Source organism: Variovorax sp. CCNWLW225 (assembly GCF_037204045.1).
In the GTDB taxonomy this organism is placed as follows: Bacteria; Pseudomonadota; Gammaproteobacteria; order Burkholderiales; family Burkholderiaceae_C; genus Variovorax.
In genome coordinates, this window is record NZ_JBBCBV010000021.1 from 31,430 (window position 1) to 47,381 (window position 15,952).

At 63.5% G+C, this 15,952-nt stretch carries 13 protein-coding genes and 1 tRNA gene; 5 read left to right on the forward strand and 9 right to left on the reverse strand.

What is annotated here, in order from left to right; genetic code table 11:
* Positions 1-92 precede the first annotated feature (92 nt).
* Genes secA through V9L20_RS23815 form a run of 5 tightly spaced genes read left to right on the forward strand, consistent with a single transcriptional unit; the run spans position 93 to position 7,480 of the window.
* Positions 93-2,885, forward strand: coding sequence for a preprotein translocase subunit SecA (gene secA / locus V9L20_RS23795; RefSeq protein WP_337298481.1), 2,793 nt, complete (start codon positions 93-95; stop codon positions 2,883-2,885).
* A 27-nt stretch (positions 2,886-2,912) separates the two neighbouring features.
* Positions 2,913-4,142: a bifunctional glutamate N-acetyltransferase/amino-acid acetyltransferase ArgJ gene (gene argJ / locus V9L20_RS23800; protein ID WP_258502160.1), complete on the forward strand. Its 1,230-nt coding sequence runs from the start codon at positions 2,913-2,915 to the stop codon at positions 4,140-4,142.
* Entirely contained in the window at positions 4,139-5,014 is an 876-nt protein-coding gene (locus V9L20_RS23805) for an ATP-binding protein (protein ID WP_337298482.1), read from the forward strand. Before argJ ends, V9L20_RS23805 begins: the two co-directional genes overlap by 4 nt.
* Positions 5,011-5,460: a (deoxy)nucleoside triphosphate pyrophosphohydrolase gene (locus V9L20_RS23810; RefSeq protein WP_337298483.1), complete on the forward strand. Its 450-nt coding sequence runs from the start codon at positions 5,011-5,013 to the stop codon at positions 5,458-5,460. The genes V9L20_RS23805 and V9L20_RS23810 overlap by 4 nt, the downstream gene beginning before the upstream one ends.
* Positions 5,461-5,512: 52 nt before the next feature.
* Positions 5,513-7,480, forward strand: a complete 1,968-nt coding sequence (locus V9L20_RS23815) for an acyltransferase family protein (RefSeq protein WP_337298484.1) — start codon at positions 5,513-5,515, stop codon at positions 7,478-7,480.
* Positions 7,481-7,501: 21 nt separating this feature from the next.
* Here the strand turns inward: V9L20_RS23815 and V9L20_RS23820 are convergent, their stop codons facing one another.
* The 9 genes from V9L20_RS23820 to V9L20_RS23860 all read right to left on the reverse strand — a co-directional run bounded on the left by V9L20_RS23820 (position 7,502) and on the right by V9L20_RS23860 (position 15,915).
* On the reverse strand, positions 7,502-7,723 hold the full coding sequence (locus V9L20_RS23820) for a DNA gyrase inhibitor YacG (protein WP_258502157.1): 222 nt from the start codon (positions 7,721-7,723) through the stop codon (positions 7,502-7,504).
* Positions 7,724-7,752: 29 nt separating this feature from the next.
* Positions 7,753-8,508: a cell division protein ZapD gene (gene zapD, locus V9L20_RS23825; RefSeq protein ID WP_337298485.1), complete on the reverse strand. Its 756-nt coding sequence runs from the start codon at positions 8,506-8,508 to the stop codon at positions 7,753-7,755.
* Positions 8,509-8,535: 27 nt separating this feature from the next.
* Positions 8,536-9,576: a hypothetical protein gene (locus V9L20_RS23830; RefSeq protein ID WP_337298486.1), complete on the reverse strand. Its 1,041-nt coding sequence runs from the start codon at positions 9,574-9,576 to the stop codon at positions 8,536-8,538.
* 1 nt (position 9,577) lies between these two features.
* Complete coding sequence (locus tag V9L20_RS23835; RefSeq protein ID WP_337298487.1) at positions 9,578-11,071, reverse strand: MBOAT family O-acyltransferase; 1,494 nt, start codon at positions 11,069-11,071, stop codon at positions 9,578-9,580.
* A gap of 74 nt (positions 11,072-11,145) precedes the next feature.
* On the reverse strand, positions 11,146-11,748 hold the full coding sequence (coaE, locus tag V9L20_RS23840) for a dephospho-CoA kinase (protein ID WP_337298505.1): 603 nt from the start codon (positions 11,746-11,748) through the stop codon (positions 11,146-11,148).
* Positions 11,749-11,759: 11 nt separating this feature from the next.
* Complete coding sequence (locus tag V9L20_RS23845; protein WP_337298488.1) at positions 11,760-12,725, reverse strand: prepilin peptidase; 966 nt, start codon at positions 12,723-12,725, stop codon at positions 11,760-11,762.
* Positions 12,725-13,954, reverse strand: a complete 1,230-nt coding sequence (locus V9L20_RS23850) for a type II secretion system F family protein (RefSeq protein WP_157615544.1) — start codon at positions 13,952-13,954, stop codon at positions 12,725-12,727. The genes V9L20_RS23845 and V9L20_RS23850 overlap by 1 nt, the downstream gene beginning before the upstream one ends.
* Before the next feature lie 29 nt (positions 13,955-13,983).
* Positions 13,984-15,723 carry a type IV-A pilus assembly ATPase PilB gene (pilB, locus tag V9L20_RS23855; RefSeq protein WP_258502153.1) on the reverse strand — a complete coding sequence of 580 codons (1,740 nt, stop codon included), beginning with the start codon at positions 15,721-15,723 and terminating at the stop codon, positions 13,984-13,986.
* Positions 15,724-15,838: 115 nt separating this feature from the next.
* Positions 15,839-15,915, reverse strand: a tRNA-Pro gene (locus V9L20_RS23860).
* Positions 15,916-15,952 lie beyond the last annotated feature (37 nt).

Below are 15,952 nucleotides of genomic sequence, written 5' to 3' on the forward strand. Positions count from 1 at the left end.
TTCGAAGAAGGCGCGCCCAACTGCTTTCACCATATCTTAGGGAATCCGGTCGCAGTGCCTGTTGTGTCAGGTGCACGCCCATCTCCACGCCAATGGCAACCAACTTCCTGACCCAGATTTTCGGCAGTCGCAACGACCGGCTCCTCAAGCAGTATCGCAAGACGGTGGAGCGCATCAATGCGCTGGAACCCGAATTCGAGAAGCTCACCGACGACGGGCTGCGCGCCAAGACTCAGGAATTCAAGGACCGCATCGCCAAGGGCGAAACCCTCGATGCCCTGCTGCCCGAAGCTTTTGCCACGGTGCGCGAAGGCTCCAAGCGCGTCATGAAGATGCGCCATTTCGACGTGCAGCTGCTTGGCGGCATGGCGCTTCACAACGGCAAGATCGCCGAAATGCGCACCGGCGAAGGCAAGACGCTGACCGCCACGCTGCCCGTGTACCTGAATGCCCTGTCGGGCAACGGCGTGCACGTGGTCACGGTGAACGACTACCTCGCCAACCGCGACGCCCAGTGGATGGGCCGCCTGTACAACTTCCTGGGTCTTACGGTGGGCATCAACCTGCCGCAGATGCCGCGCGAGGAAAAGCAGCAGGCCTACGCGAGCGACATCACGTACGGCACCAACAACGAATACGGCTTCGACTATCTGCGCGACAACATGGTGTACGAGCCGGGCGACCGGGTTCAGCGCGCGCTGAACTACGCCATCGTCGACGAGGTGGACTCCATCCTGATCGACGAGGCGCGCACGCCGCTGATCATCAGCGGCCAGGCCGAAGACCATACCGAGCTCTACCTGGCCATCAACAAGGTGGTGCCCCTGCTGACCAAGCAGGAAGGCGAAGCCGATCCGCGCACGGGCGAAGGCGTCACGGTGCCGGGCGACTTCACGGTCGACGAGAAGACCCACCAGGTGTTCCTGACCGAAGACGGCCACGAGAAGGCCGAGCAGCTCTTGAGCGAATTCAAGCTGCTGCCCGAAGGCGCCTCGCTCTACGATCCGGCGAACATCACGCTGATGCACCACCTGAACGCCGCACTGCGCGCACGGCACCTGTATCACCGCGACCAGCATTACGTGGTGCAGCAGGGCGAAGTGGTCATCGTCGACGAATTCACCGGCCGCCTGATGACGGGCCGCCGCTGGAGCGACGGCCTGCACCAGGCCGTGGAAGCCAAGGAAGGCGTGCAGATCCAGGCCGAGAACCAGACGCTCGCCTCGATCACCTTCCAGAATTACTTCCGCCTGTACAACAAGTTGGCCGGCATGACCGGTACGGCCGACACCGAGGCTTACGAGTTCCAGGAAATCTACGGTCTCGAGACCGTCATCATTCCGCCGAACCGCATCAGCAAGCGCGAAGACCAGCTCGATCGCGTCTACAAGACCACGCGCGAAAAGTACGAAGCGGCCATCCAGGACATCCGCGAATGCTATGAGCGCGGCCAGCCGGTGCTGGTGGGCACCTCGTCGATCGAGAACTCCGAAATCATCGACGGCCTGCTCACCAAGGCGGGGCTCCCGCACCAGGTGCTCAACGCCAAGCAGCATGCGCGCGAAGCCGACATCGTGGCGCAGGCCGGCCGCACGAAGATGATCACCATCGCGACCAACATGGCGGGCCGCGGTACCGACATCGTGCTGGGCGGCAACATCGAGAAGATGATCGAGGCGGTCGAGAACGACGAGTCGCTCGACGAAGCTGCCAAGCAGGCCGAAGTGGCACGCATCCGCGCCGAGTGGACCAAGGACCATGAATTCGTCAAGTCGCTCGGCGGCCTGCGCATCATCGCGACAGAGCGCCATGAGTCGCGCCGCATCGACAACCAGCTGCGCGGCCGTTCGGGCCGCCAGGGCGATCCGGGTTCTTCGCGCTTCTACCTGAGCCTGGACGATCCGCTGATGCGCATCTTTGCGGGCGACCGCGTGAAGGCGATCATGGATCGCCTCAAGATGCCCGACGGCGAAGCCATCGAAGCCGGCATTGTCACGCGCAGCATCGAAAGCGCGCAGCGCAAGGTCGAGGCGCGCAACTTCGACATCCGCAAGCAGCTGCTCGAATACGACGACGTGTCGAACGACCAGCGCAAGGTGATCTACCAGCAGCGCAACGACATCCTCGACGCAGCCGACCTGACGGCGCAGATCGCGGCGCTGCGCGAGGGCTGCTTTGTCGACCTGGTGCGCCAATACGTGCCGGCCGAATCGGTCGAGGAGCAATGGGACCTGGCGGGCCTGGAGAAGACGCTCTTCAACGAGTGGGGCATCGACATGCCCTTGAAGAGCGAAGTCGAGGCCGCCGAGGCCGTGAGCGACGAAGACATCGTCGAAAAGGTGGTGAAGGCCGCCAACGACACCTTCGACGCCAAGGTGGCGCTGATCGGCCAGGAAAACTTCACCCAGTTCGAGCGCATGGTGCTGCTGCAGAGCATCGACACGCACTGGCGCGAGCACCTGGCTTCGCTCGACTACCTGCGCCAGGGCATCCACCTGCGCGGCTATGCGCAAAAGCAGCCCAAGCAGGAATACAAGCGCGAAGCCTTCGAGCTCTTTGGCCAGCTGCTCGATTCGGTCAAGAACGAAGTCACGCGCCAGCTGATGACGGTGCGCGTGCAGTCGGGCGAGCAGCTCGAGCAGGCGGCGGATGCGCTCGAGAGCCGTGGCGAAAACGTTTCGAATATCACCTACAGCGCGCCGACCGAAACCGGCGAAGTCGAGGTTCGCCTCGACGAAGAAAACCAGCGCCGCATCGCGGCCGCGGGCTTGGGGCTGGGCACGCTCAGCGCCGAGGCGGCTGCCTTTGCGCGCGTCGGCCGCAACGACCCGTGCCCTTGCGGCAGTGGCAAGAAGTACAAGCAGTGCCACGGCAAGCTCAGCTGACCCAGAAACTCCGGAAGAGAACCTCCCATGCCCGTGAACCTGTCCGCTCCTGATCCTGCCGCCTTGTTCGCGGTGCCCGGCGTCCGCATCGGCGTGGCCGAAGCGGGTGTGCGCAAGGCCAACCGCAAGGACCTTACCGTCGTGCTGATCGACGAAGGCTCGGCGGTTGGAGGCGTGTTCACCCAGAACCGTTTCTGCGCAGCGCCGGTGCAGGTCTGCCGCGACCACCTGGCGGCCAACTACGGCATTCGCGCCATGGTCATCAACACCGGCAACGCGAACGCCGGCACGGGCGAAGACGGCCTGATGCGCACGCGCTCCACCTGCATCGCACTGGCGCGCCACCTCGAAATCGCGCCCGAGCAGATCCTGCCGTTCTCGACCGGCGTGATCATGGAGCCCCTGCCGGTGGATCGCATCGAAGCCGGCCTGCCCGCCGCGCTGGCTGACGCTTCGGAGAACCACTGGGCGCGTGCGGCCGAAGGCATCATGACCACCGACACGATTCCGAAGGCGTTCAGCCAGCAGGTCCAGGTCGGCGGTGCCACGGTCACCATCACCGGCATCAGCAAGGGCGCCGGCATGATCCGCCCGAACATGGCGACCATGCTGGGCTTCATGGCCACCGACGCAAAGATCGACCCGTCGCTGATCCAGCCGCTGGCCAAGCGCCTGGCCGACGCTTCGTTCAACCGCGTGACCATCGACGGCGACACATCGACCAACGACTCGTTCGTGGTCATCGCGACGCAGAAGGCTGCGCACGCAACCATCACCTCGCTGGAATCGGCAGAGGGCCAGGCACTCGTGGCTGCCATGCAGAACGTGGCGCGCCAATTGGCTCAGGCCATCGTGCGCGACGGCGAAGGCGCCACCAAGTTCATCACCATCCAGGTCGAGGGCGGCCGCAATCCGGAAGAGTGCAGGCAAGTGGCTTATGCCGTGGCGCATTCGCCGCTGGTGAAGACCGCTTTCTTTGCGAGCGACCCGAACCTGGGTCGCATCCTGGCGGCCGTGGGCTATGCCGGCATTGCCGATCTCGATCAGACCGGCATCGACCTGTTCCTGGACGACGTGCACGTCGCGGTGAAAGGCGGGCGCAACCCGTCGTACCGCGAAGAAGACGGCCAGCGCGTGATGAAGCAGAGCGAGATCACGGTGCGCATCGGCCTGGGCCGCGGCAACGCGAGCGAAACGGTGTGGACCTGCGACCTGAGCCACGACTACGTGACCATCAACGCCGACTACAGGTCATGAATGAGCAGTTCCAGAAGCTGATCGAGCGCGCCGAGCAGCTGATCGGCCGCATCGAATCGATTTTGCCGCAGCCGCTGGCTGCACCTGCCGACTGGAACGCGTCGATCGCTTGGCGCTATCGGCGCCGCAGCTCGGGCCATGGCGTGCTCGAGCCGGTGAAGCACGTGGCCGCAATGGCGCTCGATTCACTGAAGGAAATCGACGTGCAGAAGGAAAAGATCGAGCGCAACACGCGCCAGTTCGTCGAAGGCAAGCCGGCCAACAACGTGCTGCTGACCGGCGCGCGCGGCACGGGCAAGTCGTCCCTCATTCGCGCATGCCTCCAGGCCTATGCACCGCAGGGGCTGCGCCTGATCGAAGTCGACAAGGCCGAACTGACCGACCTGCCGGACATCGTCGAGGTGGTGTCGCAGCGGCCCGAGAAATTCATCGTGTTCAGCGACGACCTGAGCTTTGACGAAGGCGAGCCGGGCTACAAGGCGCTGAAGTCGATTCTCGACGGCTCGATCGCGGCGGCCACGCCCAACGTGCTGATCTACGCGACCAGCAACCGGCGCCACCTGCTGCCCGAATACATGAAGGACAACCTTTCGTACACCCACACCGAGGACGGCGAAGTGCATCCCGGCGAGGTGATCGAAGAGAAGATCTCGCTGTCGGAGCGCTTCGGCCTGTGGGTCAGCTTCTACCCGTTCAGCCAGAACGAATACCTGGCCATCGTTGCGCAGTGGCTGTCCTCCTTCGGCGTCGAACAGGCTGCCATCGAGGCGGCTCGGCCCGAGGCGCTGGTCTGGGCACTCGAGCGAGGCTCGCGCAGCGGCCGCGTGGCCTACCAGTTCGCGCGCGACTACGCTGGGCGGGCCGGCGCATGAGCGCGAAGCCGCAACCCGGGGGCCGCAAGCACACCGAGGTGGCCGTCGGCGTGCTGATCCGCCTGGCCGACGACGCGCTGCTGCTGTCGACTCGTCCCGAGGGCAAGGCATACGCCGGCTTCTGGGAGTTTCCGGGCGGCAAGATCGAGGCGGGCGAAACGGTCGAGCAGGCGCTGCGGCGCGAGCTGCAGGAAGAACTCGGCATCACCATCGGGGGCGCCGAGGTCTGGAAAGTCACCGAGCACGACTATCCTCATGCGCTGGTGCGGCTGCACTGGTGCAAGGTCACGGCCTGGAGCGGTGAATTTGAAATGCGCGAAGGGCAGGCAATGCGCTGGCAGCAGCTGCCGCTGGACGTGACGCCCGTGCTGCCCGGCGCGATGCCGGTGCTTGAATGGCTGGCCGAGGAGCGTGGACTTCCTCATGCCGCCGGGTCGGCCGCGTAGGCTTGCGCAAAAACAATCAGAACCGCCACAGCGCGTTCAACGACTCCAATAGATGCTGCATCCCAAGTACCGACCGGACATAGACGGCCTGCGTGCCATTGCCGTGGCCTCCGTGGTGATCTATCACGCGTTTCCGGGCGTGCTGCCCGGCGGCTTCATCGGTGTCGACATCTTCTTCGTGATCTCGGGCTTCCTGATCTCGACCATCCTCCTGCAGAGCCAGGTGGCGGGCGACTTCAGCTATCGCGACTTCTACGCCCGGCGCATCCGGCGCATTTTTCCGGCGCTCATCCTGGTGCTTCTGGCCACCTTGTGCTTCGGCTGGTACATGCTGCTGTCCGACGAGTTTGCGCAGCTGGGCAAGCAGGTCACGGGTGGTGCGGCCTTCTTTGCCAATTTCGTGTTCTGGGCGGATGCCGGCTATTTCGATACCGCCGCGGAAACCAAGCCGCTGCTGCATCTGTGGTCGCTCGGCATCGAGGAGCAGTTCTACATTTTCTGGCCGGTGTTGCTGGGCGTGGCCTGGCGCCGCCGCTGGCCAATGATCCGCGTGATCCTCGCGATTGCGGTGGTGTCATTTCTCGTCAATGTGCTCACGATCCATCCGTTTCGCACCGCGGCTTTCTATTCGCCGGCTTCGCGCTTCTGGGAGCTGATGGTGGGCGGCATTCTCGCGTGCATGCGTCTGAAGCCCGCAGCGCCTAGCCGCTTGCGCAGCCATGTGCAGTCCTTCGTCGGTGTGGGCCTGCTCGGACTGGGGCTTGTGATGATCCGCGGCGACAAGGCCTTTCCCGGCTGGTGGGCGTTGCTGCCCACGCTGGGGGCGGTGAGTTGCATTGCGGCCGGCCCCACGGGCTTCCTGAACAAGTACCTGCTCTCGAACCGCGTGATGGTGTGGATCGGGCTCATCAGCTATCCGCTTTATCTGTGGCATTGGCCGCTGCTCGCTTATGCGCGCATCCTGAGCGATGGAATGCCGTCGATGCCAGTACGCGCGGGGGCGGTCGTCGCGAGCGTGGTGCTGGCCTGGTTGACCTATCGGTTCGTCGAGCGCTACACGCGTACGCGCACCAGCCCCGGTCTGCTGCGCTGGCTTGCTGGCTTGGGCATTGCGCTCGTGGTCTTGGGCCTGGTGGTGTTCTCTGGCGTGCTGCAGCCGCGCCATCACGACATTCGTCTGCAGCAGATATCGGAGGCAGCCGCGGACGTGGGCTACTACGACGATTTCAAGAACTACGAAATCGGGCGGCATCTGCTCTACCGGGTGGGCAAGGGTCCACGCAAGAGCCTGCTGATCGGCGACAGCCATGTGCAGCAATATGGTCCTCGCGCTGAGGAGCTCGCGCGCACGGTGCCCGACAAGGCCAACACCATCTACTTCGCGACGCAGGGGTCTTGCCCGCCGATTCCCGGTGTTTATGCCGACGCGAACATAGGCTGCGCCGAGCGGCGCACCGCGGTGCTGGAATTTGCCCACAGCCCCGAGATCGACACGGTGGTGATCGGCGGGTGCTGGAACTGCTACTTCATCGCCGGCGGCGCGCCGGGCTATTACTTCCGTGATGCGAGCGGCGCGGCGCATCAGTTCCGCGGCGGCGACGGCATGGCGCTGGCATTCGACTCGCTCGGCCAGCTGCTGCGCGAACTGTCGAGCAAGGGCAAGAAGGTCTATTTGCTGCTCGACATTCCGGTGAGCCCCGATTTCGAGCCGAAGCGTCTGCTGGAAGGCAGCCGGCTCGCATCCATGAAGGTGACGAGCTCGATGCCGACGCTGCCGATACTGCAGGACCAGCGCGAACTGAACGACAAGCTGCGGCAGATAGGCATTGCGAGCGGCGTGGAGGTGATTGATGCGGTCGCCAACCTGTGCACGGCCGATGGCCAGTGCCTGCGTACCATGCCCGATGGCGCTCCCGCATACAAGGACGCCGGCCATCTGCGGCCCAAGTACACGCGCTCCTTCGCGACTTACATGGACCGCGCGTTGCTGAGCGACGGCAGCGCAGCGCTGAAGAAATAGCGCGGCGGCCGCCGCAGCCAGCTACTGCTTCAGCTTTGGATCGCCGAAGGGTTCGTCGTCCGGCGGCTCTTCGGCGGGCATCCTGAATTCTTCGTTGGCCCATGCGCCGAGGTCGATGCCTTTGCAACGCGCGCTGCAAAAGGGCCGATAGGGATTGCTGGCGGCGTAGATGCTGTCGCCGCCGCAGGCCGGGCAGCGGACGATCCGCTCGCCGATGTCGTTGTGGGTCCTGCCGTTGCTCATGGCGTGTGTGTCTTGGCGCGCTGCTGCGCTCAGGCGCAGAGCGTGAGTTCGAAGGCGGCGTCTTCCGTGCTCTGGTGCAGGCGGTCGTCGGCCTCGTGGCGCATCATTCGCACCGAAACCATGAGCCGGTTGCCGCTGATTTCGGGCACCAGCCCGAGTGCCGGGTCGATCCGCAGGCGCAGCAGCTGGAAGCTGCGCCCCTGAGGCAGGTTCTGCTGGAACTGCCCGTGGGTGGCGATCACCTTGTAGGGCACGTCGGCCTCGCGCAGCAGCTTGAGGAGCAGGTAGATCGATTCGGCGAGCGGCGCGAGCGTGCCCGACCAGCGCTCCAGGTCCGTGCGCCGGCTTGCCGCGCTGCGGTGCTGCCAGGCGTAGTACGCGGGCAGGTCGAACTCGCAAGTGCCGCCTGGAATGCCGGCACGGCTGCGAATGCTCATAAGCCACTCGTTTTCGGTCAGCGCCTGGCCGGCCTTGCCGGAGACGCTGTTGAGCGCCGCAAAATTGCGCTCGAGTTGGGTGACGACCTGGTCCAGCGCCGCCTCGGCGATCGCCGGGTTGCCACGGTAGCTGTTGAAGACGTTCTTGTGCTTTTCGAGATCGCGCATCACGTCGGCCTTGAGGTCGGCGCGCGCGGCAACGTCCATGATCTCGAAAATCGTGACCAGGGCGAAATGATGGGAGAGCGCGGATTCGGCGGGCACCAACTCGCCGAGGCGGCGGAACAGGTGCTCCAGCCTCAAATAGGTCCGGATGCGCTCGTTGAATGGGTACTCGTAGAGGATCACGCGTTCGGGTTCATGTGAGGGACGAGTTCAAGGCGATTTCGCGGCCGCCGGGGTGGGCTGTACTTCACGCACAGCCTCCAGCATACGCTGACCGAAGAGCAGATACCCGGCGGTGGAGACGTGCGTTTCGTTGGCAGGATACAAGTCCGTGATTTTGAAGCGGTTCTGCTCGGACAGTGTAAAAAGATCCGGCCCGATCTTCAGGTCGTTGAACGTGCTGCGGAACGCGGCGGCATGGTTCTGGTCGAGGTACACCGTGCTCTTGTTGGGCACGACCATCCAGATGACGCGCAGGGATGGCGCCATTTTTTCGGTGAACTTTGCCATGAAGGTGGCGGAGTCCGCGGTGAGCGGGTCCATCAACCGGTCTTCCGCGGTCATGAGCAATTTGTTGCAGGCGACGTGGCTGAATTGCTTGCAGCCGTCGGGTACCGTGCGGGCATCGATGAGCGGGCCCCAGCGGTCGGGTGTGTTGGTCCAGCTTTCGGAACGTTCAATGGCGCGGGTATTGCGATAGGTCAGCCAGCCTCTCAGCAGTTCCGCGTCCCAATTCAGACGAAAGCCGGTAAGAGCAGGCTTGGACGGGTTTTCGAACGGAGGAGGCGAAGGCACGAACGGGCGCTTCATGCTTGCGCATTCCTTGGACTCCTCGATGCGTCCCTGGAGCAGGCGCTCGATGCTTTCGATGATGACAACCCTGCCCTTGAAGCCGGACTTGCGCACCCAGTCCGAGAAGTCGCTGCACATCGGCCCGGTCTTGTCCCAATGCGTGGTCGCAACGCGGTAGCCGGCGCCGACCAGCCCCGACTGCCAGGCATAGCGGACAGAAAAGCTGTCGCCGATCACGAGCACATCGGCTTCCTGGATCGGAAAAGCCTTGATGTTGGCGTCCGGAATGGGCGGGGGCGGATGGCGCCACCCGAATTCGCGCTCGGAAATTCGCCCGATGCGAGTCAGGTCGCCATAGGGAATCGGGGACAGCAGGCTGATGACCAGCAGCACGCAGCAGACGAGAAAGCCTGCTGCGAAGATGGCGAGCCACATGCGGGCCGGTTTCGTGTCTTCCATGTCAGAACTGGAAATAGAGGAAGGGACTGTAGTTGCCGAATTTCGACACGCACAGGCCGAAGAGGAAAACGCATCCCAACGCCGTCAGCGCTGTTGCAATGCGGTTGAGCGCGGGGCGCCCGGCCAGCGCGGCGACGGATGGAATCCAGCGGTCGAGCGTGATGGTCGGGGGCAGCGCCAGGCAGATGACGAGGCCGGCCAGCATGGTCTGGAAGAACTCGGGCTTGCGGAACGGCACCTTGAACTCGCCGAAAGCGCTGGGAATCACACCGTGCATGCCCAGCATGCCCTTGTAGATCTCGATGGCCGCCGTCATGCTGTCGGCGCGGAACACCACCCACGCAATCATCACGCACAGGAAGGTGATGAACCACCCGAGCACGCGGCCGAGGCGCGACGAGCTTGTCTTGCCGCGGCGGACCGTGGCGTTCCAGAGATGGTTGACCATGAGGAAGAGGCCGTGCAGCGCGCCCCAGATCACGAAGGTCCATGCGGCGCCATGCCACAGGCCGCCCAGCAGCATGGTGAGGAACAGGTTCAGGTAGCGCCGGGCCGGGCCCTTCCGGTTGCCGCCGAGCGGCACGTAGAGATAGTCGCGCAGAAAATTCGAGAGCGAGATGTGCCAGCGGCGCCAGAACTCGATGATGTTGGTCGACTTGTACGGTGAGCGGAAGTTGAGCGGCAGTTGCACGCCCATGCACAGCGACAGGCCGACCGCCATGTCCGAATAGCCCGAGAAGTCGAAATAGATCTGCAGCGTATACGCAAGCACACCGAGCCATGCGGTGTACAGCGAGGGCAACACACCCTCGTGAACGCCCTTGAACATCATGTCCGCGTACTGCCCGAGCGGGTCGGCGATCAGCATCTTCTTGGCCAGGCCGAAAGTGAAGATGCCCAAGCCGAGCGCGATGTTGCGCGCGTTCACCCGGTAGGTAGCCGGGTTGCCGAACTGCGGCATCATCTGCGCGTGATGCAGCACCGGGCCGGCGATCAGGTGCGGAAAGTAGGTGACGAACAGCACATAGTGAATGAAGCTGCGCTCATGCACCTTGCCCTGCCAGCAGTCGACCAGGAAGGCGATCTGGGTAAAGGTATAGAACGAGATGCCGATCGGCAGCACGATGTGCAGCAGCGGGATCTGCGAGAGGCCCGCCGCGGCCAGTCCGTCGTTCACGTTCGAAACGAAGAAATTGGCGTACTTGAAGATTGCCAGCACGCCGAGGTTGACCACCAGCGCGATGATCAGCAGGGACTTTCGCTTGCGCTCGTCGCGCCCTGGGGCGGGCGTCAGGCGCAGGCCGAACCAATAGTTGATGCAGATCGACGCCAGCAGCAGCGGAAGGGCCTTGACGCTCCACCAGCCGTAGAAGAACAGCGATGCCAGGGCGAGAAATCCGGCGGCGGCCCGGGCATTGCGCTTGCCGATCAGGAAGAAACCGATCAGGACCAGCGGAAAGAAGACAAAAATAAAGGGATACGAGTTGAAAAGCATCGCGGGGAATGGCACCCCGGTGGCGCCTTCTCTGTCTTGATCGTTGTGCAGCCGCTGCTGCGGCAAGTCTCGAATTATCGCGTGCCGGGCGAAGCCCACAGCTTCCAGAGACTCCGTACCGTTCGGCCGAGTTCCTCCAGGGAGAGCGACTCGTTGAAAATGACCGCATCCGCGGCCTCTCTGCGCAGCTTGCGCGGAGCCTGTTGGGCGATCACGGCGCGTACCGCGTCCGGCGCCCAGCCCGAGCGCGCGATGACGCGGCGCAGCTGCGTTTCCTCGGTCGCATCGACCACGAGCACCCTGTCGACATTGGCGCGCCAACGGCCGGATTCGACCAGGAGCGGCACGTCGAAGACTACAGGAGCCTGCCCTGCGGCTGCGGCCAGGCGTTCCGTTTCGGCGCCGATCAGCGGGTGGAGGATCGACTCGAGGCGCTTCCTGGCGCCGCTGTCGGCGAACACGAGCTGCCGCATGCCGGCGCGATCGAGGCCGCCATCCGGCGCAATCACGGAGTGGCCGAAGGCGGCTTCGATGGCCGGCATCGCAATCCCCCCTGGTTCAGCAATGCGGCGCGCGATGGCGTCGGTGTCGACGAGCACAGCGCCCTCGGCGACCAGCAACGCCGCGACAGTGCTCTTGCCGCTCCCGATTCCGCCCGTCAACCCGATGCGCCGCATCACGCGCTTTTTCAACGGATGAATGGGTCGAGCGGGAAGGCGAAAGGAATCCACTGCCGCACGACGTCAGGGCCCGCGACGAGGCAGACCAGGCCCGCACCGGCGAGAAAGGGGCCGAACGCCATCGGAATGTCCTTGTGCGCCAGCTTGCCGACAAGCCGCAGCGTGAGGCCGATCACCGCGCCCACCAGCGAAGAAACCAGGACGATGGCGATGAGGTAGTCGGCCCCGAGCCATGCGCCCAAAGCAGCCAGCAGTTTGAAGTCGCCATATCCCATGCCTTCCTTGCCCGTGGCCAGGCGATAGCCATGGTACACAAGCCAGAGGCTCAGGTAGCCGAACACGGCGCCCCAGACCGCTGAACTCAACGCAACGCCCGTCCAGCCCATGGCCGCGCCGATGAGTCCCAGCCAGAGCAGCGGGTAGTTGAGGGTGTCCGGCAGGAACTGCGTATCGAAATCGATCAGGAACTGGCACACCAGCAGCGCCGCGAACGCCGCCCAGAGTGCGCCAGTGGGCGTCAAGCCGAAGCGATAGGCGCAAAGGGCAAAGAGCGCACCCGTGATCAGCTCGACCAGGGGATAGCGCGGGCTGATGAACGTCTTGCAGGCGCCGCAACGCCCCCGCAGCACCAGGTAGCTCAGCACCGGAATGTTCTGGTACCACCGGATCTTGTGCCCGCAAGCGCCGCAGCGCGAAGCCGGCTGGGCCAGGTTGAAAGGCGGCAGGTTCTCGATGGCCAAGGCGGCCTTGTCGGCCGCTGCTTCGAGCCCTGCGGGAGGCGCTGATTTAGGCCCGAACACCAGCGTCCAGAGCGAAGGCGCATCCTTGGACGACATGAGATTGGCCACGGCGTCCGCCAGCCAACTGCGGTACATCATCACCGGGGTACGGTAGATCACCACGTTGAGGAAGCTGCCGACCAACAGGCCCAGCACGCCCGCGAAAGCGGCGTCGAACTCCCGCGAAACCAGCATCAAACCACTTGGCCCAGCTTGAAGATAGGCAGGTACATCGACACCACGATGCCGCCGATGATCGTGCCGAGGAACACGATGATGATGGGCTCCATCAGGCTCGAGAGGCCGGCCACCATGTCGTCCACTTCGGACTCGTAGAAGTCGGCGGCCTTGCCCAGCATGTGGTCGATGGAGCCGGATTCTTCGCCGATGGCCGTCATCTGGATCACCATCGAGGGGAACAGGTTGACGTTGGTCATGGCCGTGGTGAGGCTGGTGCCGGTCGAGACCTCTTGCTGGATCTTGGCCGTGGCGTCACCGTAAACGGTGTTGCCCGAGGCGCCACCCACTGAATCGAGCGCTTCGACGAGCGGAACGCCGGCGGCAAACATGGTGGCCAGGGTCCGGGTCCAGCGGGCCACGCAGGATTTTTCAATGAGAGTTCCGAAGATCGGAACGCGCAGCAATGCGCGGTCCATCACCCGTTGCACTTTTTCATTGCGCTTCCAGGCCTGCAGGAAGAAGTAAATGCCGCCGCCAATTCCTCCGAAGATCAGCCACCAGTACGAGACGAAGAACTCGCTCATGGCCATCACGAAAAGCGTCGGCGCGGGCAGGTCGGCGCCGAAAGACGTGAACACCTGCTTGAACGCCGGAATCACGAAGATCATGATGATGGCCACCACAACAAACGCCACCACCACCACCGAAGTGGGATACATCAGTGCCGACTTGATCTTGGACTTGATCGCCTCGGTCTTCTCCATGTACGTGGCAAGACGGTCCAGCAGGTCTTCCAGGATACCGGCGGCTTCGCCAGCCTCCACCAGGTTGCAATAGAGGTTGTCGAAATACTTCGGAAACTTGCGGAAGGCGGCCGACAGCGAGGTTCCGGTCTCCACGTCGCTGCGGATGTCGTTCAGCAGCTTGGCAACGCTGGGATTCGCGTTGCCCCGGCCCACGATGTCGAACGACTGCAGTAACGGAACGCCTGCCTTCATCATTGTTGCGAGCTGGCGCGTGAAGATCGCGATGTCCTTGGGCTTGATCGTCTTGCCCGAGCGCATGCGGCGCTTCTTGATCTTGGATGCAAGAACGCCCTGGCGGCGCAATGCGGCCTGCACCTGGTTCTCGCCGGCGGCACGGAGTTCGCCGCGCACCAGCTTGCCGTTGCGGTCCTTGCCTTCCCACTCGTAGACAGATTCCTTGAGTGTGTTTGAAGTGCGCTTGGATGCCACTGTTGCCATTCGATCTCCGATTTCTTACGGTGTGTTCGTTATTCGTTGGTGACCGCCACCACTTCTTCGAGTGAGGTGAGCCCTTGCATGACTTTTCTGAGCCCCGACTGCCGCAGCGAGCGGACGCCCTCCGCTTCGGACTGGCGCGCAATGTCCAGCGCGCTGCCGTCGCGCAGGATGATGGCCTGGATGGCTTCGGAGATCGGCATCACCTGGTAGATGCCGACCCGGCCCTTGTAGCCGCCGTTGCACGCGGAGCAGCCAACCGGGCGATAGGGCTTCCAGGAGCCATCGAGCTCTTCTTCCTTGAAGCCGGCGTCGAGCAAGGCCTGGCGCGGCACGTCGGCCGGCGCACGGCAGAGATGGCACAGGCGACGGGCCAGCCGCTGCGCAGTGATCAGGATGACGCTCGAAGCAATGTTGAACGGGGCGATGCCCATGTTCCGCATGCGCGTGAGCGTGGTCGGCGCGTCATTCGTGTGCAGCGTCGAAAGCACCAAGTGGCCCGTTTGCGCGGCCTTGATCGAGATGTCGGCCGTTTCGAGGTCCCGGATTTCACCGACCATGATGATGTCGGGATCCTGCCGGAGAAAGGCGCGCAGCGCGGCGGCGAACGTGAGCCCGGCACGTTCGTTGACGTTGACCTGGTTCACCCCGGGCAGGTTGATTTCAGACGGGTCTTCTGCCGTGGCGATGTTGACGCCCGGCTGGTTCAGCAGGTTCAGGCAGGTGTAGAGTGACACCGTCTTTCCGGAACCCGTAGGGCCCGTCACCAGCACCATGCCGTAGGGACGGCCGATTGCATTCAGCAGCCGCTCCTTTTCATCCGCGTCGTAACCGAGCGCATCGATGCCCAGGCGCGCGCTGCTCGGATCCAGGATACGGATCACGATCTTCTCGCCGAACAACGTGGGCAGGGTGCTCACGCGGAAATCGATCACGCGGTCCGGACCGATCTTGAGCTTCATGCGCCCGTCTTGGGGGATGCGCTTTTCGGAGATGTCGAGCCGCGAGATGACCTTGATCCGCGAGGCGAGCTTGTCCTTGATGAGCGTCGGCGGGCTGGCGATTTCTCGCAGTTCGCCGTCGATGCGAAAGCGCACCCGGTAGTTGTGCTCGTAGGGTTCGAAGTGAATGTCCGATGCGCGCATGCTGACGCCGTCGAGCAGCATCTTGTGCAGGAACCGGACGACCGGGGCATCCTCGACTTCGGCGATGGCCGCCTGCTCGTTCGTATCGCCCGAGGTATCGGCCGTAACATCGTCGAACTCGAAATCCCCGCCGCCGACGATATTGTTGAGGGTTTCCGACGCGCTGACAGCGGCGGCCTCGATCATTCGCGACAGCTTGTCGTATTCGGCAATGACCCAGTCCACGCCCATTTGCGACGCGAACTTGATCTTTTCCACCGCCTGCTGGTCGGAGGGATCCGCTGTTGCAACGATGAGACGGTTGTTGCGCTTGCTGAGCACCACGATGCGGTATGCAAGGCACAGCTTCGGGTCGAGCAGGTCCTTGGGCAGCCGCTGGTGGTCGATCGCGTCCAGGTCGAGCAACGGGGCGCCGAAGGCGGAAGAAAGCGTGTGGGCCAGGTCGGCGGCCGAGACGGCGCCGCTGCCGGTCAGTTCGGCAATGAAGCTGGTTCGGCTGCTCAGCGACTTCTGATAGATGTCTTCCGCTGTCTTTGCAGGGAGTTTGCCGGCCGAAACCAATGCGCGCGCAAGGCCCGGAAGGGCGATTTGCGTGTTTTCTTTAACAGGAAGTTCGGCGGCAGCCATTCAGCGAATTGCAAAAGATGTGAAAAAATGCTTCACGATCATCGCTGAACACCCGCGTCCTGTAAATCGCTACACAGCAACAGGCACGGGCATTATTGGTGCCAGCCTAAAAGACTGGTCGGGGTGAGAGGATTCGAACCTCCGGCCTCTACGTCCCGAACGTAGCGCTCTACCAGGCTAAGCTACACCCCGATTGGTTGCAAAAAAGAGAAAGTCGTCCTTGCCAACT

What these genes read in the sequence shown, in the direction of transcription:
- argJ (WP_258502160.1), top strand. Translation starts at nt 2,913, where the DNA reads ATGCCCGTGAACCTGTCCGCTCCTGATCCTGCCGCCTTGTTCGCGGTG.
- V9L20_RS23810 (WP_337298483.1), top strand. Translation starts at nt 5,011, where the DNA reads ATGAGCGCGAAGCCGCAACCCGGGGGCCGCAAGCACACCGAGGTGGCC.
- pilB (WP_258502153.1), bottom strand. Translation starts at nt 15,723, where the DNA reads ATGGCTGCCGCCGAACTTCCTGTTAAAGAAAACACGCAAATCGCCCTT.
- V9L20_RS23830 (WP_337298486.1), bottom strand. Translation starts at nt 9,576, where the DNA reads ATGGAAGACACGAAACCGGCCCGCATGTGGCTCGCCATCTTCGCAGCA.
- coaE (WP_337298505.1), bottom strand. Translation starts at nt 11,748, where the DNA reads ATGCGGCGCATCGGGTTGACGGGCGGAATCGGGAGCGGCAAGAGCACT.
- V9L20_RS23815 (WP_337298484.1), top strand. Translation starts at nt 5,513, where the DNA reads ATGCTGCATCCCAAGTACCGACCGGACATAGACGGCCTGCGTGCCATT.
- V9L20_RS23820 (WP_258502157.1), bottom strand. Translation starts at nt 7,723, where the DNA reads ATGAGCAACGGCAGGACCCACAACGACATCGGCGAGCGGATCGTCCGC.
- V9L20_RS23845 (WP_337298488.1), bottom strand. Translation starts at nt 12,725, where the DNA reads ATGCTGGTTTCGCGGGAGTTCGACGCCGCTTTCGCGGGCGTGCTGGGC.
- secA (WP_337298481.1), top strand. Translation starts at nt 93, where the DNA reads ATGGCAACCAACTTCCTGACCCAGATTTTCGGCAGTCGCAACGACCGG.
- V9L20_RS23850 (WP_157615544.1), bottom strand. Translation starts at nt 13,954, where the DNA reads ATGGCAACAGTGGCATCCAAGCGCACTTCAAACACACTCAAGGAATCT.
- V9L20_RS23805 (WP_337298482.1), top strand. Translation starts at nt 4,139, where the DNA reads ATGAATGAGCAGTTCCAGAAGCTGATCGAGCGCGCCGAGCAGCTGATC.
- V9L20_RS23835 (WP_337298487.1), bottom strand. Translation starts at nt 11,071, where the DNA reads ATGCTTTTCAACTCGTATCCCTTTATTTTTGTCTTCTTTCCGCTGGTC.